The sequence below is a fragment of the Histophilus somni 2336 genome, assembly GCF_000019405.1.
GTDB lineage: Bacteria > Pseudomonadota > Gammaproteobacteria > Enterobacterales > Pasteurellaceae > Histophilus > Histophilus somni.
Map to the genome: position 1 here is coordinate 1,742,215 of NC_010519.1, position 22,043 is coordinate 1,764,257.

Below are 22,043 nucleotides of genomic sequence, written 5' to 3' on the forward strand. Positions count from 1 at the left end.
ATGCTTGAAATTCTCTTTCCCGCTTGGCTAACCGGAATATTACTCTCATTAATTACCGCACCTTTAGGCTCTTTCGTTGTTTGGAGGAAGATGGCTTATTTCGGTGATACATTGGCACACTCTGCCTTACTTGGTGTTACCTTAGGCATTTTTTTACACATCAATCCATATGTTGCTATTCTAATATTAACCGTATTATTAGCGATCTTAATGGTTTGGCTGGAAAGTAATACGCAATACTCCATAGATACCTTGTTAGGTATTATTGCACATAGTTGCTTATCTCTTGGTGTCGTTACCGTTGCTTTACTGCAAAATGTTCGTGTAGATTTAATGGCTTACTTGTTTGGAGATTTATTGGCACTGGGATTTGATGATCTCTATTTTATTGCCATCGGAGTAAGCATCGTATTAGGAATTTTAATCTTTTTTTGGCAACCTTTATTATCAATTACCGTCAGTCCTGAACTTGCTCAAGTTGAAGGCATTAATATCAAAAGAATGCAGTTTCTATTAATGATTTTAACCGCACTTACCATTGCATTAAGTATGAAATTTGTAGGTGCTTTAATTATTACTTCATTACTGATTATTCCAGCGGCAACGGCAAAACGTTTTGCAAGAAGTCCGGAAATGATGGTGATTATTGCTATTTTTGTGAGTATGATTTCCATCACATTAGGATTAACATTATCAGCATTCTATGATACGCCTTCCGGTCCTTCCGTTGTTATTAGCTCTACGTTCTTATTTATTCTTTCTTTATTTAAAAAAGAAAATAATTAGGTAAATTACAATAAAAAGACGCAAGGTAACCAAAATACCTTACGTCTTTCTTTTTATTATTGAAAAATTAATTTATTTCCAGAGAGTAGGATCAACGCCTTTACGAAGTAATTGAGGGTATTGTTCAATTTTAAATTCAGGATCTTTACCCGCTTTGAGCTGTTGGCGGTAATCTTTTAGCAACAACATAACTATCGGTGCCAATAAAACAATAGACACAAGGTTAATTAATGCCATAATCGCCATCACCGTATCTGCAAAGTTCCATACAATATTTCCTGAATTGACTGCACCAAAATACACAAAGAACAACACAATTAAACGGAAAGTGAGAATAAACAATGGTTTATTGCGAATAAAACGAATGTTACTTTCTGCATAAGCGTAGTTTCCGATAATAGAAGAAAATGCAAATAACAATAGGATAAAAGCTAAGAAATGTAAGCCAAATTCACCGACATGGTACTGTAAAGCATATTGGGTTAATGAAATGTTTTTCAGTTGTTCGCCACCATAATTATCTGACAATAAAATAATCACCGCAGTACAAGTACACACAATAATGGTATCAACAAACACACCAAGCATTTGAATCAACCCTTGACTTACCGGATGTTTGACATCTGCCGAGGCTGCTGCATTCGGTGCCGAACCCATACCAGCCTCATTGGAGAAAAGTCCCCGTTTAATTCCCATTAGCATTGCTTTGGAAAAAATTGCACCGAACATACCGCCAGCCATCGCATCAAAATTAAAGGCACTCTGAATAATACGACTTATTACTGTCGGTACCATTTCAATATTCATACCTAAAATAATCACCGCAATGATTAGATAAAACAACGCCATCATAGGAACAATCTGAGCAGAAACTTTACCAATACGTTTCACTCCACCAAAAATAATTAACCCCGTTACGATAACGAGAGTTAACCCGACATAGTGCGGTTGCCATTTCCAAGCATTTTTTGTTGCCTCAACAATAGCATTGGATTGAACTGCATTAAACGCAAATCCGAACGTAAATATTAAAGCAATTGCAAAACATACTGCCAACCAAGGAGCTTTCAATCCTCTTGTAATATAATAGGCAGGTCCGCCACGAAATAACCCGTTTTTATCTTTAACTTTAAATAACTGAGCCAAAGAAGATTCAGCAAATGCACTGGACATTCCAATCAACGCCGTTACCCACATCCAAAAGACAGCACCTTCCCCGCCAAGTGCTATTGCCGTTGCAACGCCTCCGATATTACCCACACCTACACGGCTGGCTAAACCAGTAGTAAATGCCTGAAATGGCGTTAAAGATTGTCCTTGAACAGCCCGTCCAAACCACATTTCACGCAAACTTTGTGGAAATAAACGTAATTGAATAAAGCCGGTTGCTAACGTAAAAAACACACCTACACCAAGTAATGTAATAGTCGCTAAATCCCATAGTGGTCCATCAAATTTATCAACAAACCAACTTAGTGCTTGTTCAATGTTTATTATTATAGTTGAAAACATAATCTACCTCCCATTAAATTGAAACGTGAGTATTTAAATACAAATTTAAAAAAAACAAAAACAAAAATAATTAAAATATAAAATAAATATTCTTCAATTAGAAAAAATCTAATATTAAAGCGTTTAATTAAATAAAAAACAATAAAAGGAGGTTCTACTTTTGAAAAAATACTAATCTCGTGATAAAAAGAGTGCGGCCGCACCTCGTACACCGCCGGAATCACCAAATTTTGCTTTTTTAATTAACGGTACTTTCGCTGTACGCATTAAATGCTGCGGTAATGCTTTAGGTAATGCTTCATATAAATAATCAAAGTTGGACAAGCCTCCTCCTAAGATAATCACATGCGGATCAAGTGCGGTAATAATATTGCCAATTGAAATCGCACACAGCTCAATAAAAAGTTCAACAAATTTAACCGCACTTTCGTCTTTGTCATAAAAGCACCGAATAATTTCTTTAGCGGATAACGCCTTTCCTTGTAGATCACGATACAACATTTCAAAACCACGACCGGATAAGTAAGTATCCAAGCATGCTTTATTGCCACAACCGCATTCATAAATAGGTGCTTTATCCCAACCTAACAATTTCAAGGCGTGATAATTAAGTTGCAAATGCCCCAATTCGCCCGCCATACCGCTTTGCCCGGAATGAACTTTGCCGTTAAATACTAAACCGCCGCCAAAACCGGTACCTAGAATCAAACCTAATACGACAGGATATTGCTGGTTATCTTTATCCCAAGCCTCTGACAAGGCAAAGCAATTTGCATCATTTTCCGCCCGCACTTCTCTACCTAAACGCTCAGATAGATCTTTTAAAATAGGTTTATTGTCAGCAACACGAATATTTGTAATCTCTGCAATACCGGTTTCCTGATTAACAAATCCGGGAACGCCGATGCCAACTGTACCTTTACAGGCAAATTTTTCATCGGCTTTTTGCACTAAATGGGTAATGACATTTAACCATTCATCATAACTGTCTTTGGGTGTATCCACTCTTTCGGAATAACGTTTCTCCAGTTTTTCATTAAATACAGCAAGCTCAATTTTTGTGCCACCAATATCAAATCCGTAATACATAAATCCTCCAAATATAACCAATACCAACCGCACTTTTATATCTTGTCAAAAACAAAAATATCTTTTCTTTGTAAATAAGCAAATATAATCAAATGCACAAACCAAGCGATTAAAATAGAAGCCAATAGATCAATAGGATAATGCATACCTAAGCGTAATCGACTCACTAACATTAACACCGCCCACACAGTTACAACAGGTACTAGCAATTTAATTTTAGGGTTGCGATGACCAAGTAATTGTGCAAATCCAACAACTAATAGCAGCCAAGTTGCCGCAAACATTGTATGTCCGGAAGGGAAAGAATAACCTGTTTCATTAGCATGATGTTCGATCAACCAATCAGGTGTGGTCTGTTTTGTCTTTGTTTCTTGATAATATTGATACACTATTTTTTTCCGCTCATGGCGTTTTTGTGCATAAAAATCATCTGTACTCATGTCTGAATTCTGCACTATTTCTTGCACTAAAGGACGAGGTTCAGAAAACATTGTTTTTAAACCGCTCTTAATGCCTTGAGTCAAAATAACTGAACATGCCATAATCACAATTGCCCATATTGCCTGTTTTTTATCCCGAATTGCAACGAAATAAAATAAAGCAAATGCAATACAAGTGATAATTGCATAAGGTGTGCTACCCGTTTCTGTTAAAAAATATAAAAAATAATCAAGCGAGGCAACTTCATTAGATTGCCAGTGCCAATCAATGAAGTAAGTAAAAATTGGTACAACGCAAAGTAATAAAGTATATAATGAAAAACGTTTTAACATCTTGATAACTCATAAAATGAACTTATATAAGGCTCTTGCATTTTAACATTATCAAGTTATAAAAAGCTAAAAATAAGTATAGGTATTTTATTATGTCCAAAATTCAGTTAGTTGCTGAAGCTAAATTACCCACCGAGTTCGGAATTTTCCGTATTGTCGGCTTTGAGTTTCCTGATACTCAAAAAGAACATGTTGCTCTTGTAATGGGCGATATTAATGATGATAAACCTGTTCTTGCACGTATCCATTCAGAATGTTTAACCGGCGACGCTTTACATAGCTTAAAATGTGATTGCGGTTTCCAACTGGCGACCGCATTACGCCAAATCAGCGAAGCAGGACGAGGAGTATTGATTTATCATCGTGAAGAAGGGCGTGGTATTGGACTAATTAATAAAATTCGAGCTTACGCTTTGCAAGATCAAGGATTGGATACGATTGAGGCGAACCTTGCTTTAGGTTTTGCTGCTGATGAACGCAACTTTTCGGTTTGTGCCGATATTTTTGCATTACTGGGGGTGAAACAAGTACGTCTGCTCACAAATAATCCGAATAAAATTGAAACCATGAAAAAATCCGGTATCAATATTGTGGAGCGAGTGCCATTGAATGTAGGTGAAAACCGCTATAACACAGAATATCTAGATACGAAAGCAAAAAAAATGGGACACTTTATTGTGCATAATAATGAACAACATTTAATCGCTTGTCCGCATTGCCAAGAAGAAATTCCGAAAAAATAATTTTCATAGGTTGGCATTCCCCAACCTATATTTTTAACTAAGTTGTCCAATAATTTATTTTTCTATTTAATCTTTCTCACTTAATTCCGGTATTATGTAGCAGTTGCACAAAGACCAAAATTCAATTTTGACCGCAATAAAATTTCTGATGCCCTTAACTCCCAAAACAGAGTTAAGGGCATTTCTTTTGCTTAATTCTAACTCATTTTCCCACACATTAGACAAAATTTCCTTACCGCAGACGTAACCAATCCGCTCAACCTTGTAAAAGGTAAGCAATTTTCCCTGATGCAAATCGGGATGTGATTTTGCAATTAAAAGTTAAGCTGCAAGTAATTCCTGTTCATACTTCATCATCTCATTGAGATTTTTGAAGTAGGTTTGGGAGATTTCTTCAGGACTGAAAGCGGTTATACCAATAAGCTCTTGGGTTCGATGATTACCTTGCCAATAGCCGACCCATTCTCTTAATGGCAATACCCATAAACAGCGTTTAAGAATATCATTGAACAGCTCACCATTAGACTTTTGACGGCTATCCGACATAAAGGCAGCTTGATTGGCGTAATGTAGGGCGTATTTATTATCACATTTATGGTGTACGCCACGATGTAAATCACGAAAGCGAGCGTTGAAGGATTCAGCAAGATTATTGTTGATGCCTTGATAGCTATACGCTTCTTGGTGATTGACTGACCAACGTGTGTAGTGAAAGTCTAAACCTGAATAAGCAGGGTTTTCATCACACATGATATGGCTGCCACTTTTAACAAATTGATGATTCATTTTCAAAATGGTTTCGGCACTTTCACTGTAATCCATTGCAACAAGGGTGCGGTTTGAACCCCACAGATTTTCATCGTTGGAGGCTCGTTGGCTAAAGTTGATAATACAGCGTTTAGTCGGGCGGAATTTGGGAAGTTTTGTCTTTTTGTCTCTCTGTTTATATCTGTTTTTACGGAAATTAGGTTTTCTGAGCCTAAAGTTTATCCACGCCCCATCTTCGTGAATTTCGCCTTGTAATGGACTTAAATCACGAGTTTTGAATAGGGTTTCACGCAGTTTATGACACAAAACAAAAGCGGTTTTGTAATTGATATTTAAGTGGCGGCTCATTGTGATAGCGGAAATACCTTTTACGCTATTGACAAATAGGGCGATGGCAGCAAGTAAATCAACGAGCGGTAATTTATGAAAAGCAAATACCGTATTTGTTGTGATGTAGAAATGACGTTTACAATGTTTGCAGCACCAACACTTACGAGATTCGAGGAAATAAGCGTGATGACGAACACCATAATGTGGACAACACACATCACGGATATTATCAGGGTTTCCCCAACGATTTGCTTTTAAAAGTTGAAAGGCTTCATCTTCGCTTAAACGGAAGATTTTTTTGAGATTTAAATTCTTAGATTTGCTAGAAAGCAGATAGTGCTGTGCCATAAGTATTCCTTGTGTGTACAAGGTACTCAAAGCCAAATGCCAGATATAAAAAATCGCCCACCTGAATTTTCAGGTCGGCTCAAAGCGTTTTGATTGCTTCGAATACCTAGCATAAGCACCATAGGAATGGCGAAATTTGATAACTCACCAGTGAAGTTATCTAGTTTAGCGGGGCTTTAGCCCTAAACCGTAATGAAACAGCACATGTACGCCTTATATAACAAACATACATGCTATAAAGGGTGTTCTAGCAAATTGTCTATCTTCAAAAATTTGAAGTATTCTTGATTATAGAGTGAATTATATAGATATTCAACCTTAAATAGATAAAGAAAAGACAACGAATACCGCTGCCTTTGCTTATATGATTATGAATAATATTTTGAGGGCTGAAGTCGATTAGACCTAAATTTCACACCATTTTCGCAAGGTTTTAAGCTACCTTTTAAGTATTCCAATGTTAAACTCGCTCATGGTGAAATTCACTCACATCAGGGGCATCATAGATGCGGTAAGTATCTTTATAACTCCAGTAGTCCCTCGCTCTCTTTTCCCTTTGCGATGACCGCCAAAATAGCTTTCATCTAACTCAATGTTTCCCTCAAAAATTTCATCGGTTTCAAGAGATAAATGGTGATCCTGACTTCGAGTATATTCGAAACTGAACGAGCAGTCACTTCTAGCACAAAAACTCAAGTAATCTTTTTTATATCATTTCCCTTTATTTTTTTCCTTAAATTCCTGTTTATAAAAAATGCGAGACAGATCACTAATTTAACATCTGGTTGTTTTCTATACCTATTTCCTGTGTTATAAACGTATTTCCTTTATCCAATTATTCCTAGAAAATCCATAGTAAAGGTAGCAGAATAATGTGTAATTTTTTTAGTAGGTTAAAACAGCATTTTCGCAAACATCCTTGTTGCTGTGTTTCATTAGCATTTTTACTTCTATTATTACTTTGGTTAGCAGATTTACTTCTTGTTCAAATCATCACTCCTTTCCGTTGTGATATGTGGAAAGGCAAAGAGCTAGAAGTTTTTTTAACCCCCGAAGAATGGAGGAAACTATCGGGCGTTAATGAATCATTAAAAGATACTGAGTGGATACATTATCCAGCTATTGAGGGAAAAGCAGAAAAAGATCCTTTTTTTATAAAGAATAAGGGGGTATATCAGCCAGTAATGTATTTTAATGGTGATAGACATTGGCTAAGTGAGGTTAATAGTAAATACCCTTACTTAAATATATATATCCCAAAAAGATACTAGGGCATAATACATTTATCTTATACGATCAAAATTTAAAAAAAAGAATGGTCCAGTATAATATCATAAGAGGCTATTTCCGTGATCCTTTTTTTGGGGTATCGGGGAGTTTTGATTGTAATAAAAATGCTATGTCAGATGGCTCAGATCTGATAGAAGATTATTTAAAATAACTAGAGAGGTAAGATATGTCTAATGATAATTTGGCGTTGTTGGCTGCTGCTGCGTATGGCGAATTCTCTGAAATAAATAATATTAAGGAAATTCAGAAAACCTTAATAAAAAAGGCTGAAGTATCCGCTACTCAAGCTGAAAAATTTACAGATACTTATGAAATAATCGCTCATCAAGCAAACACGGCTAGTGGCTATTCAGGGACTATTGTTAAAAATAAATATTTTACATAGAGAGATATTATGAAAAAAAAGATTCTTGCCGTATTTTTAAGTATTATTACGATTATATTTATTTCTACCTATCCTTATTCATTTTGGCTTAGTGAAGTAGTTGTTAGAATGGTGATTGCTGAATTTGAACAAATAATATTTCCAATTAAAAGAACAAAAGTTTTGAATAGCAATGGTTTTAATATAAAAGAAGAAATATGTATCCCTTATAAAAGTTTTTTTGGTGAGTATGCAATTAATATTGATCTAAAAGATAAATCGCTAAAACCATTTGAGACAAAAAGCGTTTTATTAAATGATTTTGATTTTTATATATCTATATATGATGATAAAAACCAATTATTATTTTATAACAGCCCTCAAGACATCAGAGATAAGTCGAGAGAAAAATATAATTCTGTAACACTAAATGAATATATTTTTCCTAAATCAGGGTGTTATAAGGTTAATGTTGAAAGTGTAGATGTAAATAATAGCAAGTATAAATATTTATATTTACGTATTTTTATAACACATGCCATTCCTTAAATTAAGATAAATGTAGGTGATTATTATGAAAAAATATACTTTAGAAGTTAAAATAGCAGAAAGAGGAACCTCATATAAAGGTCATAGTTCTTCTGTTGCTGGGCATATTTTCTATGTATTAGTAGATGAACATGGCAACAGAAAAAGTTTTGGCTGGGGAAAAGGAGAGAATTCAACACTAGGTGGAATAGAGAACATTACTAAAACAGATGACATCGATTATTCAGAAACAAATTTCGGTGGCTCCGATGATGATATGTTATACGGTGGCGACGGGGCAGATACCTTGCTTGGTGAAGGTGGTGATGATTATTTAGATGGCGGAGAAGGCGAAGATGTTGCCGAGTTCTCGGGTAATTTTGCTGACTATAAAATCACTAAAATGGGTGATGGCTTATTAATTAGCGACACCAAACAAGGACGAGATGGTACGGACTTTTTACGCAATATTGAGAAGCTGAATTTTAAAGATATTACGAACTATCAAGTACCAGTAACCAATAATTTTAAGCCACAACTTCCCTCCTTCCAAGCCTAAATAACTATTTAATCCCCCCTCATTAAAACCTAATTAAACATCATTTAACTTTTTGTAAAATAAACTGCAAGACAGATCACAAATTTAGCATTTAGTTGTTTGCTATTTTGAAAAATTCCTTATACTCGCTAAAGAGGTTTTTATACCAAAACTTAGGAAAATTTGATGTCTTTTATTCGTATTGTATTGTGGGTACTTTTAGGCTGGTTCTTACTTTGGGCTGGGAAATGGGGTTATTTTATATATAAAGCACATGAGTCGTTTTTGCCTGACGTAAATATTCCTCTTAAATTACAAAAAGGCTATAAATACGTGTTTGAATATATCCCTCCAGATGCAAGTTTAAAAGAGCAAACATGGTCATTAGAGATAGAGGGAATAAGTTTTAATAAAGAATATGAAAGTCATCTAAAAAACTTAATGTTAAATGATGGTATTGAACATATAAGTAAAATTAAAGAGGGGTATCTTTATCCAGCACCAGTAATAAAAACTAGAGTAAAAAATCTAGAAACAGATGAAGTGTATGAGAATGTATTATCTTTTCAAAACAAGAACTCCAGCCATGTATGCAATGAAACCCTACAAAATATTTGGTGTTATCATTATAGAGCTGATGTACTCACAGGACAACGTTGGCTAAGATTTTTCCCTAATAATAGATATTTAATAGAAATTGAAGTTCTTTATTCTGATATTAGACAAGCAAATTTAAAATCAAAACTTGTTCTAGGTGATGCACATTTAAAAAAAACATATCGTTTTTAAGGAGATATCATGGGTAATTATATTGTCGAAATTAAATTAGCAGAAGTCGGAACTGAATATACTTTTCAGGAAGATCGAAATGATCATGATAAAGGAGATAAAATCTCGTCAATAGGGGGACATGCTTGGCTTTCTATTCAAGGTTCTGACGGTAAAGTTGAAGGTTTTGGATTTGCTTCGGAGAATGCTAAAGCATTTGATGTAGGAAGAAAAGTTGATGATGACAACCAAGCCTATGTTCACGCAAATACTATTATCAAATTTGAAATTACCGAAGAACAGTATAAAAGATTTACGCATTTTAAAAAAACAGGAGAGTATTCAGGAGGGAGATTTGATTTTAGTAGATATAATCTTGACTCTCATAACTGTGTTACAGCTGTTGCTTCAGCGTTAATTGCAATGGGAGTAAATAAAGAAAAAAATCTTATTAGTCCAAATGAGATTGATCTAACTCATCATTTAACATCTTCATCTTTTTTCGATGATACAAATAATTCGGGTCAACACACACGGAATTTACAGGTGTTGGAATATCAGGGCTAAAATTAATAAAAAATAATATTTATACAACTGAAAAATATAGACATGGTAAACTTGTAAATACATCCGTAATAGGAACAGCACCAACTACTCCAATTAACAAAACCCCAACCAACAATTTCGACATTTCCACTACCCCAATCCTAGATAAAAACTCTAATAATGATGCGGTTTCTCTTTCTCCTGCACTCTATGCCCTACTGGACAAAGATATATTAAATAAACATAACGATCCGTTTTCAGTTTCCATGTCGAATATTACCACTAATGGTTTTAGAGTATCGAACTATAATCTCTCCAAAGGTATTTTTGACAATGATAATAAATCCGTCCTTAATGAAAAATATTCTTTTATTAAAGATCCAAAACTGCTTAATAAAGTAAAAGGTTTTGGTTATTCTCGCTTACCTGTCGATCCCCTTATCCTTGATTTAAACGGCGATGGTGCAAGAGCGGTGAGTTATACCGAAAAACCGGTATTATTTGATATTGATAATGACGGTGGCTCTTTAGAAGAAACAGGTTGGTTAAGCCATCAAGATGGATTATTGGTGAGGGACTTAAACAACAACGGCAAAATCGACAATATGTCGGAAGTCTTTTCTGAATATTATGCGGGCAGAGCAGGACGTAATAGCGAAGCAGGTGAAAAGCGTTTTGCTAATGGTTTTGAGGCGTTAAAAAGTTTAGATAGTAATAAAGATAATGTATTTGATAGCAAAGACAGGGATTTTAATGCCGTGCATGTGTGGCAAGATGCCAATCACAATGGCGTAACAGATAAGGGAGAATTAAAAACCCTTAAACAATTAGGCATTACCGCTATCAAATTAGATTATGAAGAGAAAGGCGGACAACTTTTTAATGGCAATGAATTATTAGCAAAAGGCAGTTTTACTCGCAATGGTAAACAACAAGAAGTGGTGGCGGTAAACTTTTTAGCCAACCCGAGAGGACATCGTATTAGCAATGCCAATGGCGGTAAGAAAACCGTGACGGAAGCCTCGGGTTTAATTCAGGGCACGACAGGTTGGACAGCCGTTGATGATGTCAATCGGGATTTAAGTGCGGTGACATTAGGCGTTGAAAACATCCAAGCAGGCAATGGTCATGATACCCTACGAGGCGATGAGCAAGATAACTGGCTTGCTGGTGGTGGAGATACGATACGGCACAATTCCAATATCGTACTCGCCGCCGCCGTTTTACCACAAATTCAGCTACCTTAATTATCCGTTTACTCAAAACAGAGCCACATCGTTATTGGCGTGTTGAAGAAATTACAAAAGCAATCCTCATAGCAGATAACCAACCCAATACCCCTGTAAATCGCACCTATATTAAGAATGTTCATGCGGCAATGGATAGGTTGCTCAAAAAAGGCATTGTAGAACGACAGTCAGACAAGACTCACAAGATGGCTTTATGGCGATTAAAAACCGAGAAATAATGGTTATCACTGTTATTTCTACGTTGCAATCTCTTTTAATCGCCACTGAATTACCTTAACCGAAGATTTCTCTTGCAAAACCTGTCTCTCAACAATGCCTTTCTCTTGTAATCTTCTTAATGCGTGTGAAAAGGCAGTTACAATTGAATGATGCTGAGATTTATGCTCTCTTTTCCCTTCAATCTCAAATGCTTTAAACATTATCTCTTTCGCTGACATCCATTGGTTTGGGTAATGTTTAAACACTTTTGCAATATAATCGCTAGGGTGATAAGCGTATATTGAAATCACATTTCCATTACCAATAGATTTAGCTTTCCTCTTGATAGGACTTGAAAACGGATCACTCTGTAATGCCACTAAGGCTTGTTGTAGAGTTACTTGATGCTCTTTCGCCTTTTCAATACATCGCTCAAAGTGAGTAATTTGTTGAGTAAGTTCAGCAATTTTCTGCCGAATAAGGGTTTCCCCACTCATTCTTGCCATAAATAAAAATCCTTATGATGTAAAATAACCACAAGGATTTTAGTCAAATTTAGTTAATTGGTCTTTGTGCAACTGCTACATAATACCGCTTAATTCTGTGTTAAAATCCATTTTGCATTTTTAACCCGATACAACGGTTACGAACAAATATAGGTAAGATAATGCTCCCTAGATTAAAAGATATTCCTCAACTTGATCCTTTAGTTTCTGCCTATTTGGAAAAATTAAAAACGCAACATTTTGAAGGTGATATAGCGACAAATTATGCAGAACGTTTAAGTTTAGCAACCGATAACAGTGTTTATCAACAACTTCCACAAGCTATTTTATTTCCTAAAACAACAAACGATGTGGTATGCCTTACAAAGCTGGCTCAACAAAAAAATTTCCAATCTCTTACCTTTACGCCAAGAGGCGGCGGTACAGGAACCAATGGTCAAGCAATTAACCATAATATCATCGTTGATCTTTCTCGTTATATGACAAAGATCTTGGAACTCAATGTGGAGCAACGGTGGGTTCGTGTACAAGCCGGTGTTGTTAAAGATCAGCTCAATCAATTTTTAAAACCCTACGGGTTGTTTTTTTCACCGGAACTTTCTACCAGTAATCGAGCTACTATTGGCGGAATGATTAATACTGATGCTTCCGGACAAGGCTCTCTAAAATATGGTAAAACTTCAGATCATGTACTAGCACTAAAATCTGTCTTAATGAATGGAGAAATTTTAGAAACAAGTGCGGTCAAATCTGATGAATTTTTACAAAATATTCAGCATTTATCATCAACAGGACAAAAACTTCATCAAGAAATCTTTCAACGCTGTCAACAAAAACGCTCACAAATTCTCACTGATTTGCCTCAATTAAACCGTTTTTTAACCGGCTATGATTTAAAAAATGTATTTAACGAAGATCAAAGCGAATTTAATCTTAGTCGTATTTTAACCGGATCTGAAGGTTCATTAGCTTTTATTTGCGAAGCGGTTTTAGACTTAACACCTATTCCTCAATACCGCACTTTAATCAACATCAAATATAGCTCTTTCGATGCAGCATTACGCAATGCACCTTTCATGCTGGCGGTTGAAGCATTATCCGTTGAAACCATTGATAGCAAAGTACTAAATCTAGCCAAACAAGATATTATTTGGCATTCTGTACATGAATTACTTACGGAAGAAAAAGAAAACCCAATTTTAGGTTTAAATATTGTTGAATATGCAGGAAACGACCGCACCTTAATTCAAAAACAAGTATCTCACTTATGCCAACTGTTAGACGATAAAATAGCTCAACAACAAGATAACATTATCGGTTATCAAGTTTGCTCAGATCTTCCTTCCATCGAACGAATTTATGCTATGCGAAAAAAAGCGGTGGGCTTATTAGGTAATAGCAAAGGCAATAAAAAACCTATTCCTTTTGTGGAAGACAGTTGCGTACCGCCTAAAAATCTAGCCAACTATATTAGTGAGTTTCGTCAATTATTAGATAAACATCACCTAGATTACGGTATGTTTGGACATGTCGATGCAGGTGTTCTACATGTACGCCCCGCTTTAGATTTATGTAATAAAGAACAAGTTTTGCTATTCAAAACTATTTCTGATCAAGTAGCAGATTTAACAAAAAAATATGGTGGCTTAATTTGGGGAGAACATGGAAAAGGAATGCGTTCACAATACGGTGAAAAATTCTTTACTCCGGAATTATGGCAAGAATTACGCTACATTAAATTTTTATTCGATCCGAATAATCGTTTAAATCCGGGTAAAATTTGTACCGCACTTTATTCTGAACAAGAACTCTACTCCATTTTGTCGCCAATGCGGGCAGATCAAGATCGTCAAATCCCCATTCAAATGCGAGAGGAATTTTCCGGTGCGATGAATTGTAATGGTAACGGATTATGCTTTAACTTTGATGTTCACAGTGCCATGTGTCCGTCTATGAAAGTCAGCAAAAACCGGCTATTTTCGCCCAAAGGGCGTGCAGCAATAATTCGTGAATGGTTGCGTTTGATGGCAAATGAAAATATCTCGCCTGAACAGCTGAATTTTCGTAAAGTCGAAGTGAAATTAACAGATCTTGTCAAAAAAATTCGCAATACGGTTGCCCAAAAACGAGGGGAATACGATTTTTCTCACGAAGTTAAAGAGGCTATGAATACTTGTTTAGCCTGTAAGGCTTGTGCTACGCAATGTCCAATTAAAATTGATGTGCCCAGCTTTCGTGCCAAGTTTTTCTATTTTTACCATAACCGCTATTTACGCCCATTGAAAGATTATGTGGTTGCAAATGTAGAAATGATGGCACCTTTAATGGCAAAAGCACCGAAATTTTTCAACTTTTTTACAACGGCTAAACTCACTCAATCTTTGGCTGAAAATCTGCTAGGGATGACTGATTTACCCTCATTGTCTGTTCCCTCTTTGCAACAACAGTTAGTTGAAATAAATTATCAAGGTTATTCATTGGAGCAACTGGAAAATCTAAGTGCGGTAGAAAAACAAAATATTTTATTGATTGTTCAAGATCCGTTTACCTCTTTTTATGATGCAAAAGTCGTCGCTGATTTTGTAGCACTCTGTCAAAAATTAGGTTACAAAGCAATTGTTCTGCCTTTTAAACCTAATGGTAAAGCAATGCACATAAAGGGATTCCTAGCACGTTTTGCCAAAACTGCAAAAAATCAAGCGGACTTCCTCAATAAGATAAGTAAACTCGGTTTATCTCTGGTCGGTGTTGATCCTGCCATTGTTCTTTCTTATCGTGATGAATATAAAGAAATTCTCGGTGATGAAAGAGGAGATTTTAATGTTATCACTGCTCATGAGTGGTTGAAACAAGAATTAAGTTCAGGGAAACTTGAGCATAAACTTACACAAATTATGCAAAAAAATAACCGCACTTTTAATAAAGAAAGTCAACAAAAATGGTATTTATTTCCACATTGTACGGAAAGTACTACACTACCGAACAATGCAAAAGAATGGCAGCAAATTTTTTCAGCTTTTGGACAAGAATTACAAACCAAAAATGTTGGTTGTTGCGGTATGGCAGGAACGTTTGGGCATGAAATTCAACACCTAGAGATGTCAAAAGAAATTTACCATTTATCCTGGGCTAAAAAATTACAAGGAAAAAATCCTGATTATTGTTTAGCTACGGGGTATTCTTGTCGCAGTCAAGTTAAACGTATGCTCCATTGGCAACCTAAGCATCCTATTCAAGCCCTATTATCAATTATTTAAATAGAAAGAACTTGTTATGAAAATTTGGAAAAAAAACTACACATTAGATCAGCTTAACCAATTAACCGCCAATTGTGCCGTTGCACATTTAGGTATAGAATTCACTGCTCAAGGTGATGATTGGCTTGAAGCAACTCTCCCCATAGATCATAGAACAACTCAACCTATGGGATATTTACACGGCGGTATATCCTGTGCATTAGCTGAAACAGTAGGGTCAGCGGCAGGTTTTTGTTGTGTTGATGAAAATCAAGCGGTACTTGGTGCAGAAATCAATGCAAGCCATTTACGCCCTGCTACAAAAGGAAAAGTGACAGCGAGAGCAACACCAATTCGGATAGGAAAAAATATTCACGTTTGGCAAATCAATCTTTACGATGAAGAACGGAAAATTTGTTGTAGCTCAAGACTAACATTAAGTGTGATAGCAATTAATTAACAATTAAATAACGTTGCTCGTTGGCTATTAACACCAATCCACAACGCATGATTTACCATTGACATCACAAGATAATAATTTAGGAAGTTATACAATGAAAAAAGACAATAAAATACTCGGCGTAGTGCTAGGCATAGGGCTTATTTTAGTGGGGATATTTATATTAAACAGTCCCTTATTGACTTTATTGACAATTATTTCGTACCTTGCATGGGCAGTTTTGCTCAGGGGGTTATTTTCCCTCTTTAAATGTTATAAATCACATAAAAATACCCAACCATTTGATAAAACAGAATTAGCCGCCGGCATCGTCTTAATGATTCTTGGCGTGATATTCTTAACCAACCCTTCATTTACCAATGCACTTGTATTTTATTTAGTCGCCTTTTGGTTTATATTTGAGGGGATTGTCGGTATATATTATGCCGCCAAACAAAAAGATGTAGCAAAATGGGTAGGCATTGTGCTGGGGATTTTTCTCGTATTTTTTGGCTTATCCATTTCAGTAGAACCTCTCAGAGCTATATTGGCACTCAATCTATTGCTGGGATTGGCAGTAGTAACCAACGGGATTCAACTCCTAATCGTTCAACTGATGAAAGAGAAATAGAGGGCTACCGAATGAAAAAAATCGGTATTATTCTTGCCAATTTAGGTACACCCGATGAACCCACTCCTAAAGCATTATCTCGCTATTTATGGCAATTTTTGACTGATCCACGTGTAGTGGATCTACCTAAATGGCGTTGGTATCCGTTACTTAAAAGCATTATTTTGCCTCGCCGATCAGCTCGGGTCGCCAAAATATATCAAACCGTTTGGACAGATAAAGGTTCTCCTTTACTTGTCATTTCCAATCAACAAAAGCAAGCGTTACAATCCCACTTCGATGAACACCGGATTAATGCAACAGTAGAAATTGCAATGACGTATGGTAACCCGTCAATGGAAAGTGCGGTTGAAAAACTATTGAAAAAGCACGTGAATGAAATCATCTTGTTACCCCTTTTCCCACAATATAGCAGTACAACTACCGGTGCTGTCTTTGATGCTTTTGCACAGGCATTAAAAAAACAACGCAACATTGTGCCTTTTCAGTTTATTCATTCATACCATTTACATGAAGATTATATCGAGGCACTGGTAAATAGTATTAACACTAAACACAAACCGGATGAATACTTAATTTTTTCTTTTCATGGCATACCGTTACGCTATGAAAATGAAGGAGATTATTATCGTAAACATTGTCATGAAACAGTTTTAGCTGTAGTAGAACGTTTAGGCTTGCGTGAAAATCAGTGGCAAATGACGTTCCAATCAAGATTCGGAAAAGAAGAATGGTTGCAACCTTATACGGATAAAGTGTTGGAAAATATTTATCAACGAAATATACAAAAAGTTGCCGTGGTTTGTCCCGGATTTTCCGCAGATTGTTTAGAAACAATCGAAGAAATTAATGAAGAAAATCGAAGAATTTTTCTCTCTCATGGGGGAGCGTCTTTTCAATATATTCCCGCACTTAATGCAGAAATGCAACATATTGAAATGATGTATAAATTAATCTCAAGTAGATTATAAAATCAACTGGTAAAATAGAGCTGTAAAATACTCTATTTACATCTAAAAACATTAATCTTAAAATGCCCCGTCATCGCATACCACTGTCAGTTAAATTTGCTGATTTATCTTTCTAACTCTCAACGAATTAAAGGAAATTGAGATGAAAAAATTAACTAAAATGACTTTAGCTAATCTGATTTTACTCGGAGCGATTCAAACAGCGAATGCCAGTGATAATACTGTGTATCTTTATACATGGAGTGAATATGTCCCTGAAGGATTATTAGAAAACTTTACTAAGGAAACAGGCATTAAAGTTATTGCATCCAGTTTAGAATCCAATGAAACAATGTATGCCAAGCTAAAAACGTTGGGTAAAAATAGTGGATATGATGTTATTGCACCAACCAGCTATTTTGTTTCTAAAATGGCAAGAGAAGGTATGTTAAAGGAATTGGATCATAGTAAACTTCCGGTGATAAAGGAACTTGATCCTAATATGTTGGATAGACCTTTTGACAAAGGTAATAAATACTCTCTCCCCCAACTATTCGGTGCAACCGGTATCGGATACAATACGGACAGTCAAAATCCGGAACAACTGCAATCTTGGGGTGATTTATGGAACCCTGAATTTGCAAATAAACTGCAAATGCTGGATGACCCAAGAGAACTATTTAATATTGCATTACTAAAAATGGGGGAAAATCCAAATACCCAAGATCCAAAGGTAATAGAAAAAGCCTATCAAGAATTATTAAAGCTACGTCCTAATATTTTAGTTTTTAACTCTGATAATCCCGCAAATACCTTTATTACCGGTGAAACAGATGTCGGCTTGATTTGGAACGGATCTATTCGTGTCGCACAAAATGCAGGCGTACCGATTAAAATTGTTTATCCAAAAGAAGGAACCATGTTGTGGATTGATAATTTAGCCATTCCAGCAACAGCTAAAAATGTTGAATCGGCATACAAACTCATCAATTACCTGTTAAGTGCGGATGTTTCCGAAAAATTAACGCTCGAAATAGGCTATCCTACTTCAAATCTCAACGCTCTCGAACGCTTGCCAAAAGAATTAACCGAAAATAAAGGTATCTTCTTACCGCAAGAAGTGCTTGATCGAAGTCAATGGCAAGTAGATGTAGGAGAGGCGGCTGAACTTTATGAAACTTATTATCAAAAATTAAAAAATATGCAATAAATACTTCCCCGAAAAGAACTCATGAATGATCCCCGTAAACTGCGGGGATTTTATTTATCAGATAAACTATTTTTAAATATTTTTACTCATCAACTTAAATGAAGTTTAATTCGCTTTATATTCTTCAATCACAACAGGTAAAGTCAAGGTTTTATCTAAACGCTGTATGACCATATTTATTGTGGTATTAGGTTTAGTATTACTAATCGCTTCCATCATTTGAGCAGGAGAAACAGCATCAATACCATCAAAACTAACAATCACATCACCAGGCTGAATACCGGCTTTATGTGCAGGGCTACCTTGTAATATTGATGTAATTAAAATTCCTTTATCTCTTAACCCCTTTCCATTGCTAAATAGAATATCACTTTGCACCCCTAAGTAACCACGAATAACTCGACCATCACGAATGATTTTTTGCATAACATCATTAGCTAATTCAATAGGAATGGCAAAATTTAATCCTTCCGCAATTTCGTTGGCATTCTTACCAATACTTAACGTACTTATACCAATCAATTCACCAGCAGAATTAATGAGTGCCCCACCGGAATTACCACGATTAAGAGGTGCATCCGTTTGAATAAAATTTTGTCGTCCAATGAAATCGCCAACAGCATTACGACCCAACGCACTAATAATACCTTGCGACACACTTTGACCTAGGTTATAGGGATTCCCAATAGATAAAACGACATCACCGACATGAGCTTGCCGTTTTGGATTTTGTGGAATGGTTGCCAGATTATCTGCATGAATTTTTAAAACCGCTAAATCTGTCAAGCGATCCGACCCCACTAACTTCGCTTCAAAAATACGTCCATTTTGTAATGCCACCACAATTTGATCCGCATTTTGAACAACATGCTCATTAGTCAATATATAACCATCTTTTGACATAATAACGCCGGATCCCAAGTTATTAATTTGTGGCTGGTAATTATTGGTTGTAAATGCAAAAGCTTGATTATAAACATTAACTACCGCCGGTGAAGCAATACGTACAGCATCTTTATAAGAAAGAATATCTTTTTGTATAAAAAAAACATTTGTCAAATACCCATTTCCTTTGAAAACAGGCAATATAAGTAACACCAATGCTGCGGCAGCTAACCCAGTGATTATTGATTGAATTAATTTTTTTATCATTATGTGATTGCCCTCAGTATCATAAAATGTGACGCTGATAATTCAACTTAATGTCTTCGCCAATTTGTGCCAAAGATAACAATTGCCACTTTGGTGCATCGGCTAAACGCTTCAAATGTGGCAAATGGCAAAAACCACGAGCTTTATTACCCAGTAATTTCGGTGCCATATAAATAATGAGCTCATTCACTAAATTTTCCTCAATAAATGCACCAGCTAAAGTTTCTCCCGCTTCTAACCAAAGACTATTAATCTGACGCTTTGCCAATTCAATCAACAAGTTTTCCAAATAAGAATGCTCGTTACTTGGGAATAATTTTATATATTGACAATAATCAGGAAACGCTGACATATCACGCTCTTTATCACCCACCAGCCAAACGGGAGATTGACATTGAAATAATTTATGACGAGGTGTCACAAGATGCTGACGATCAAGAATAATTCTGACAGGTTGACGCACATCTTCAACTTTATAATTTTGTTGTAATTCCGATGGAAATTGCTCCCAACGAAGATTTAACAAGGGATCATCGGCTAACACCGTCTTAGCTGTCGATAAAATTGCAGAAACTTTAGCCCGCTCTTGCTGTACGTCTTGCCGTGCCTGTTCTCCGCTAATCCATTTACTCTCGCCATTAGCCATAGCAGTTCGACCGTCAAGGCTTATTGCCATTTTCAAGATAACAAAAGGTTTCTGTGTTCTCATTCGTGTTAAAAAACCTTTGTTTAATAATTCCGCTTTTTCTTGTAATAATCCTACCGCACTTTCAATACCTGCTGCTTGCAACATAGCTAACCCTTTGCCTGCAACTTGCGGATTAGGATCTTTCATTGCCACAATAACGTTGCGAATACCTGCTTCAATTAGTCCTTGTGCACAAGGAGGCGTTCTTCCGAAATGAGAACAAGGCTCTAAAGTCACATAAGCAGTTGCCCCCTTTGCTCTATCACCGGCATCACGTAATGCCATAACTTCCGCATGGGGTTGCCCCGCTTTAAAATGAAAACCTCTCCCAACAATTTCACCATTTTTGACTAAAACACAGCCCACAGCAGGATTAGGTGTTGTGGTAAATATGCCTTTTTTCGCAAGATCTAAAGCTATCTGCATAAAATATTCATCTTGAGCTGAAAATGTTGGTTGCATCATTAATCCTTTAATTTTTCAATTTCATTGGTAAATTGATTAATATCATCAAAACTCAAATAAACCGAGGCAAAACGAATATAAGCAACTTTATCCAATTCTTTCAATTCAGCCATCACTAAACGCCCAACATCTTGACTTTTCACATCACGCTCACCAGTTGCTCGTAATTGATAAATAATGCGACTAATTGCTTTCTCTACATCATCAGAACTCACAGGTCGTTTTTCTAAAGCATGTTGAATACCTCGACGCAATTTATCTTCATCAAAAGGTTCACGTGAGCCATCATTTTTGATAATTTTAGGCACAATAACTTCCGCACTTTCAAAGGTCGTGAACCGCTCATGACAATATCCACATTCTCTACGGCGACGAACCTGATAACCATCAGAAACCAAGCGACTATCAATCACCTTTGTCTCCTCCATTGCACAAAAAGGACATCGCATAAAAAATCCTTAATTAATCAAAAAAAAATAAAGCTTATCTTAGCAAAATAGACGTAACTTGACGATATATTTACATGTCAGTCAACAACGAAATGAGAGTTCCCTTTTAGATTTAGAATAAATTTTGACATTCATTTTCTTTTAAGCGTTTAATGAAAAACATGTTGTACCAAAACCATATACAAAACGGTACCGACTGCAATGGATAAAAACATGTTTTTTTGCCAAAAATGCAGTACTAATACCACAATACCAGCAATGAAATCAGGTATACCACGATGACCTGTCGTCAGATCAATATTTTTATAGCAATATACTACCAACATACCGAACATTGCTGCCGGTAATACTTTGCCTAAATAGCGAATATATTCCGGTACAGGGCGATTAGCTGGAAAAATCCAAAAAGGCAACCAGCGAAAAAGCTGTACACCTAAAATTCCCATACCAATAGTGATTAACTGTTCATGAAAAGTCACTTATCTC

The 22,043-nt window shown here is 36.0% G+C and carries 23 protein-coding genes and 1 pseudogene; 14 read left to right on the top strand and 10 right to left on the bottom strand.

What is annotated here, in order from left to right:
- Complete coding sequence (gene znuB, locus HSM_RS07805) at window positions 1-786, top strand: zinc ABC transporter permease subunit ZnuB (RefSeq protein ID WP_012340656.1); 786 nt, start codon at window positions 1-3, stop codon at window positions 784-786.
- Between the two features lie 72 nt (window positions 787-858).
- On the opposite strand, the gene HSM_RS07810 is transcribed toward znuB, so the two are convergent.
- The 3 genes from HSM_RS07810 to HSM_RS07820 form a co-directional block, all read right to left on the bottom strand.
- Complete coding sequence (locus HSM_RS07810) at window positions 859-2,298, bottom strand: alanine/glycine:cation symporter family protein (RefSeq protein ID WP_012340657.1); 1,440 nt, start codon at window positions 2,296-2,298, stop codon at window positions 859-861.
- A gap of 171 nt (window positions 2,299-2,469) precedes the next feature.
- Window positions 2,470-3,387 (bottom strand): N-acetylglucosamine kinase, encoded by a 918-nt coding sequence (nagK, locus tag HSM_RS07815; RefSeq protein WP_012340658.1) that lies wholly within the window; start codon window positions 3,385-3,387, stop codon window positions 2,470-2,472.
- A gap of 35 nt (window positions 3,388-3,422) precedes the next feature.
- The gene (locus tag HSM_RS07820) at window positions 3,423-4,160 is read right to left on the bottom strand and encodes a phosphatase PAP2 family protein (RefSeq protein ID WP_012340659.1); all 738 of its coding nucleotides are present in this window, start codon (window positions 4,158-4,160) and stop codon (window positions 3,423-3,425) included.
- Between the two features lie 92 nt (window positions 4,161-4,252).
- Between HSM_RS07820 and ribA the strand changes: the two genes are divergently transcribed.
- Window positions 4,253-4,903, top strand: a complete 651-nt coding sequence (gene ribA, locus HSM_RS07825) for a GTP cyclohydrolase II (RefSeq protein WP_011609198.1) — start codon at window positions 4,253-4,255, stop codon at window positions 4,901-4,903.
- Between the two features lie 321 nt (window positions 4,904-5,224).
- Here the strand turns inward: ribA and HSM_RS07830 are convergent, their stop codons facing one another.
- Together HSM_RS07830 and HSM_RS11170 are read right to left on the bottom strand one after the other, a co-directional pair.
- Window positions 5,225-6,349 carry an IS1595 family transposase gene (locus HSM_RS07830; protein WP_012340660.1) on the bottom strand — a complete coding sequence of 375 codons (1,125 nt, stop codon included), beginning with the start codon at window positions 6,347-6,349 and terminating at the stop codon, window positions 5,225-5,227.
- A 528-nt stretch (window positions 6,350-6,877) separates the two neighbouring features.
- Window positions 6,878-7,035 (bottom strand): annotated as a pseudogene (locus HSM_RS11170) (IS1595 family transposase); the annotation flags it as partial.
- A 186-nt stretch (window positions 7,036-7,221) separates the two neighbouring features.
- Here HSM_RS11170 and HSM_RS07835 point away from each other — a divergent pair.
- From HSM_RS07835 to HSM_RS07865, 7 genes are all read left to right on the top strand, one after another.
- The gene (locus HSM_RS07835) at window positions 7,222-7,620 is read left to right on the top strand and encodes a hypothetical protein (RefSeq protein ID WP_240731007.1); all 399 of its coding nucleotides are present in this window, start codon (window positions 7,222-7,224) and stop codon (window positions 7,618-7,620) included.
- Between the two features lie 185 nt (window positions 7,621-7,805).
- Window positions 7,806-8,024: a hypothetical protein gene (locus tag HSM_RS07840; protein WP_041605117.1), complete on the top strand. Its 219-nt coding sequence runs from the start codon at window positions 7,806-7,808 to the stop codon at window positions 8,022-8,024.
- Between the two features lie 9 nt (window positions 8,025-8,033).
- Entirely contained in the window at window positions 8,034-8,552 is a 519-nt protein-coding gene (locus HSM_RS07845; RefSeq protein WP_012340661.1) for a hypothetical protein, read from the top strand.
- Window positions 8,553-8,577: 25 nt separating this feature from the next.
- Window positions 8,578-9,090: a hypothetical protein gene (locus HSM_RS11175; protein WP_012340662.1), complete on the top strand. Its 513-nt coding sequence runs from the start codon at window positions 8,578-8,580 to the stop codon at window positions 9,088-9,090.
- A 165-nt stretch (window positions 9,091-9,255) separates the two neighbouring features.
- Complete coding sequence (locus HSM_RS07855) at window positions 9,256-9,858, top strand: hypothetical protein (protein ID WP_012340663.1); 603 nt, start codon at window positions 9,256-9,258, stop codon at window positions 9,856-9,858.
- Window positions 9,859-9,867: 9 nt separating this feature from the next.
- Entirely contained in the window at window positions 9,868-10,404 is a 537-nt protein-coding gene (locus tag HSM_RS07860) for a hypothetical protein (RefSeq protein WP_012340664.1), read from the top strand.
- Window positions 10,405-10,649: 245 nt separating this feature from the next.
- Window positions 10,650-11,630: a hypothetical protein gene (locus tag HSM_RS07865; protein WP_012340665.1), complete on the top strand. Its 981-nt coding sequence runs from the start codon at window positions 10,650-10,652 to the stop codon at window positions 11,628-11,630.
- 239 nt (window positions 11,631-11,869) lie between these two features.
- Here the strand turns inward: HSM_RS07865 and HSM_RS11180 are convergent, their stop codons facing one another.
- Window positions 11,870-12,337 carry a hypothetical protein gene (locus HSM_RS11180; protein WP_012340666.1) on the bottom strand — a complete coding sequence of 156 codons (468 nt, stop codon included), beginning with the start codon at window positions 12,335-12,337 and terminating at the stop codon, window positions 11,870-11,872.
- Between the two features lie 161 nt (window positions 12,338-12,498).
- Here HSM_RS11180 and ydiJ point away from each other — a divergent pair, with 161 nt between their 5' ends.
- From ydiJ to HSM_RS07890, 5 genes are all read left to right on the top strand, one after another.
- Window positions 12,499-15,594 (top strand): D-2-hydroxyglutarate dehydrogenase YdiJ, encoded by a 3,096-nt coding sequence (ydiJ, locus tag HSM_RS07875; protein ID WP_012340667.1) that lies wholly within the window; start codon window positions 12,499-12,501, stop codon window positions 15,592-15,594.
- A 16-nt stretch (window positions 15,595-15,610) separates the two neighbouring features.
- On the top strand, window positions 15,611-16,033 hold the full coding sequence (locus tag HSM_RS07880) for a hotdog fold thioesterase (RefSeq protein WP_012340668.1): 423 nt from the start codon (window positions 15,611-15,613) through the stop codon (window positions 16,031-16,033).
- A 94-nt stretch (window positions 16,034-16,127) separates the two neighbouring features.
- Entirely contained in the window at window positions 16,128-16,643 is a 516-nt protein-coding gene (locus HSM_RS10645) for an HdeD family acid-resistance protein (RefSeq protein WP_075290441.1), read from the top strand.
- An 11-nt stretch (window positions 16,644-16,654) separates the two neighbouring features.
- Window positions 16,655-17,614 carry a ferrochelatase gene (hemH, locus tag HSM_RS07885; RefSeq protein WP_167591114.1) on the top strand — a complete coding sequence of 320 codons (960 nt, stop codon included), beginning with the start codon at window positions 16,655-16,657 and terminating at the stop codon, window positions 17,612-17,614.
- A gap of 142 nt (window positions 17,615-17,756) precedes the next feature.
- A complete protein-coding gene (locus HSM_RS07890; protein ID WP_012340672.1) occupies window positions 17,757-18,803 on the top strand; it encodes an extracellular solute-binding protein in 1,047 nt (348 codons plus the stop codon).
- A gap of 105 nt (window positions 18,804-18,908) precedes the next feature.
- Here the strand turns inward: HSM_RS07890 and degS are convergent, their stop codons facing one another.
- The 4 genes from degS to HSM_RS07910 form a co-directional block, all read right to left on the bottom strand.
- On the bottom strand, window positions 18,909-19,955 hold the full coding sequence (gene degS, locus HSM_RS07895) for an outer membrane-stress sensor serine endopeptidase DegS (protein ID WP_012340673.1): 1,047 nt from the start codon (window positions 19,953-19,955) through the stop codon (window positions 18,909-18,911).
- A 19-nt stretch (window positions 19,956-19,974) separates the two neighbouring features.
- Window positions 19,975-21,105 carry a bifunctional diaminohydroxyphosphoribosylaminopyrimidine deaminase/5-amino-6-(5-phosphoribosylamino)uracil reductase RibD gene (ribD, locus tag HSM_RS07900; protein WP_012340674.1) on the bottom strand — a complete coding sequence of 377 codons (1,131 nt, stop codon included), beginning with the start codon at window positions 21,103-21,105 and terminating at the stop codon, window positions 19,975-19,977.
- Window positions 21,106-21,107: 2 nt separating this feature from the next.
- Window positions 21,108-21,557, bottom strand: a complete 450-nt coding sequence (gene nrdR / locus HSM_RS07905) for a transcriptional regulator NrdR (RefSeq protein ID WP_011609206.1) — start codon at window positions 21,555-21,557, stop codon at window positions 21,108-21,110.
- A 149-nt stretch (window positions 21,558-21,706) separates the two neighbouring features.
- Window positions 21,707-22,036, bottom strand: a complete 330-nt coding sequence (locus HSM_RS07910) for a branched-chain amino acid transporter permease (RefSeq protein WP_012340675.1) — start codon at window positions 22,034-22,036, stop codon at window positions 21,707-21,709.
- Between the last annotated feature and the right edge of the window lie 7 nt (window positions 22,037-22,043).

Coding starts and splice junctions, on each gene's coding strand:
- znuB (WP_012340656.1), top strand. CDS start 1: ATGCTTGAAATTCTCTTTCCCGCTTGGCTAACCGGAATATTACTCTCA.
- HSM_RS07810 (WP_012340657.1), bottom strand. CDS start 2,298: ATGTTTTCAACTATAATAATAAACATTGAACAAGCACTAAGTTGGTTT.
- nagK (WP_012340658.1), bottom strand. CDS start 3,387: ATGTATTACGGATTTGATATTGGTGGCACAAAAATTGAGCTTGCTGTA.
- HSM_RS07820 (WP_012340659.1), bottom strand. CDS start 4,160: ATGTTAAAACGTTTTTCATTATATACTTTATTACTTTGCGTTGTACCA.
- ribA (WP_011609198.1), top strand. CDS start 4,253: ATGTCCAAAATTCAGTTAGTTGCTGAAGCTAAATTACCCACCGAGTTC.
- HSM_RS07830 (WP_012340660.1), bottom strand. CDS start 6,349: ATGGCACAGCACTATCTGCTTTCTAGCAAATCTAAGAATTTAAATCTC.
- HSM_RS07835 (WP_240731007.1), top strand. CDS start 7,222: ATGTGTAATTTTTTTAGTAGGTTAAAACAGCATTTTCGCAAACATCCT.
- HSM_RS07840 (WP_041605117.1), top strand. CDS start 7,806: ATGTCTAATGATAATTTGGCGTTGTTGGCTGCTGCTGCGTATGGCGAA.
- HSM_RS07845 (WP_012340661.1), top strand. CDS start 8,034: ATGAAAAAAAAGATTCTTGCCGTATTTTTAAGTATTATTACGATTATA.
- HSM_RS11175 (WP_012340662.1), top strand. CDS start 8,578: ATGAAAAAATATACTTTAGAAGTTAAAATAGCAGAAAGAGGAACCTCA.
- HSM_RS07855 (WP_012340663.1), top strand. CDS start 9,256: ATGTCTTTTATTCGTATTGTATTGTGGGTACTTTTAGGCTGGTTCTTA.
- HSM_RS07860 (WP_012340664.1), top strand. CDS start 9,868: ATGGGTAATTATATTGTCGAAATTAAATTAGCAGAAGTCGGAACTGAA.
- HSM_RS07865 (WP_012340665.1), top strand. CDS start 10,650: ATGTCGAATATTACCACTAATGGTTTTAGAGTATCGAACTATAATCTC.
- HSM_RS11180 (WP_012340666.1), bottom strand. CDS start 12,337: ATGGCAAGAATGAGTGGGGAAACCCTTATTCGGCAGAAAATTGCTGAA.
- ydiJ (WP_012340667.1), top strand. CDS start 12,499: ATGCTCCCTAGATTAAAAGATATTCCTCAACTTGATCCTTTAGTTTCT.
- HSM_RS07880 (WP_012340668.1), top strand. CDS start 15,611: ATGAAAATTTGGAAAAAAAACTACACATTAGATCAGCTTAACCAATTA.
- HSM_RS10645 (WP_075290441.1), top strand. CDS start 16,128: ATGAAAAAAGACAATAAAATACTCGGCGTAGTGCTAGGCATAGGGCTT.
- hemH (WP_167591114.1), top strand. CDS start 16,655: ATGAAAAAAATCGGTATTATTCTTGCCAATTTAGGTACACCCGATGAA.
- HSM_RS07890 (WP_012340672.1), top strand. CDS start 17,757: ATGAAAAAATTAACTAAAATGACTTTAGCTAATCTGATTTTACTCGGA.
- degS (WP_012340673.1), bottom strand. CDS start 19,955: ATGATAAAAAAATTAATTCAATCAATAATCACTGGGTTAGCTGCCGCA.
- ribD (WP_012340674.1), bottom strand. CDS start 21,105: ATGCAACCAACATTTTCAGCTCAAGATGAATATTTTATGCAGATAGCT.
- nrdR (WP_011609206.1), bottom strand. CDS start 21,557: ATGCGATGTCCTTTTTGTGCAATGGAGGAGACAAAGGTGATTGATAGT.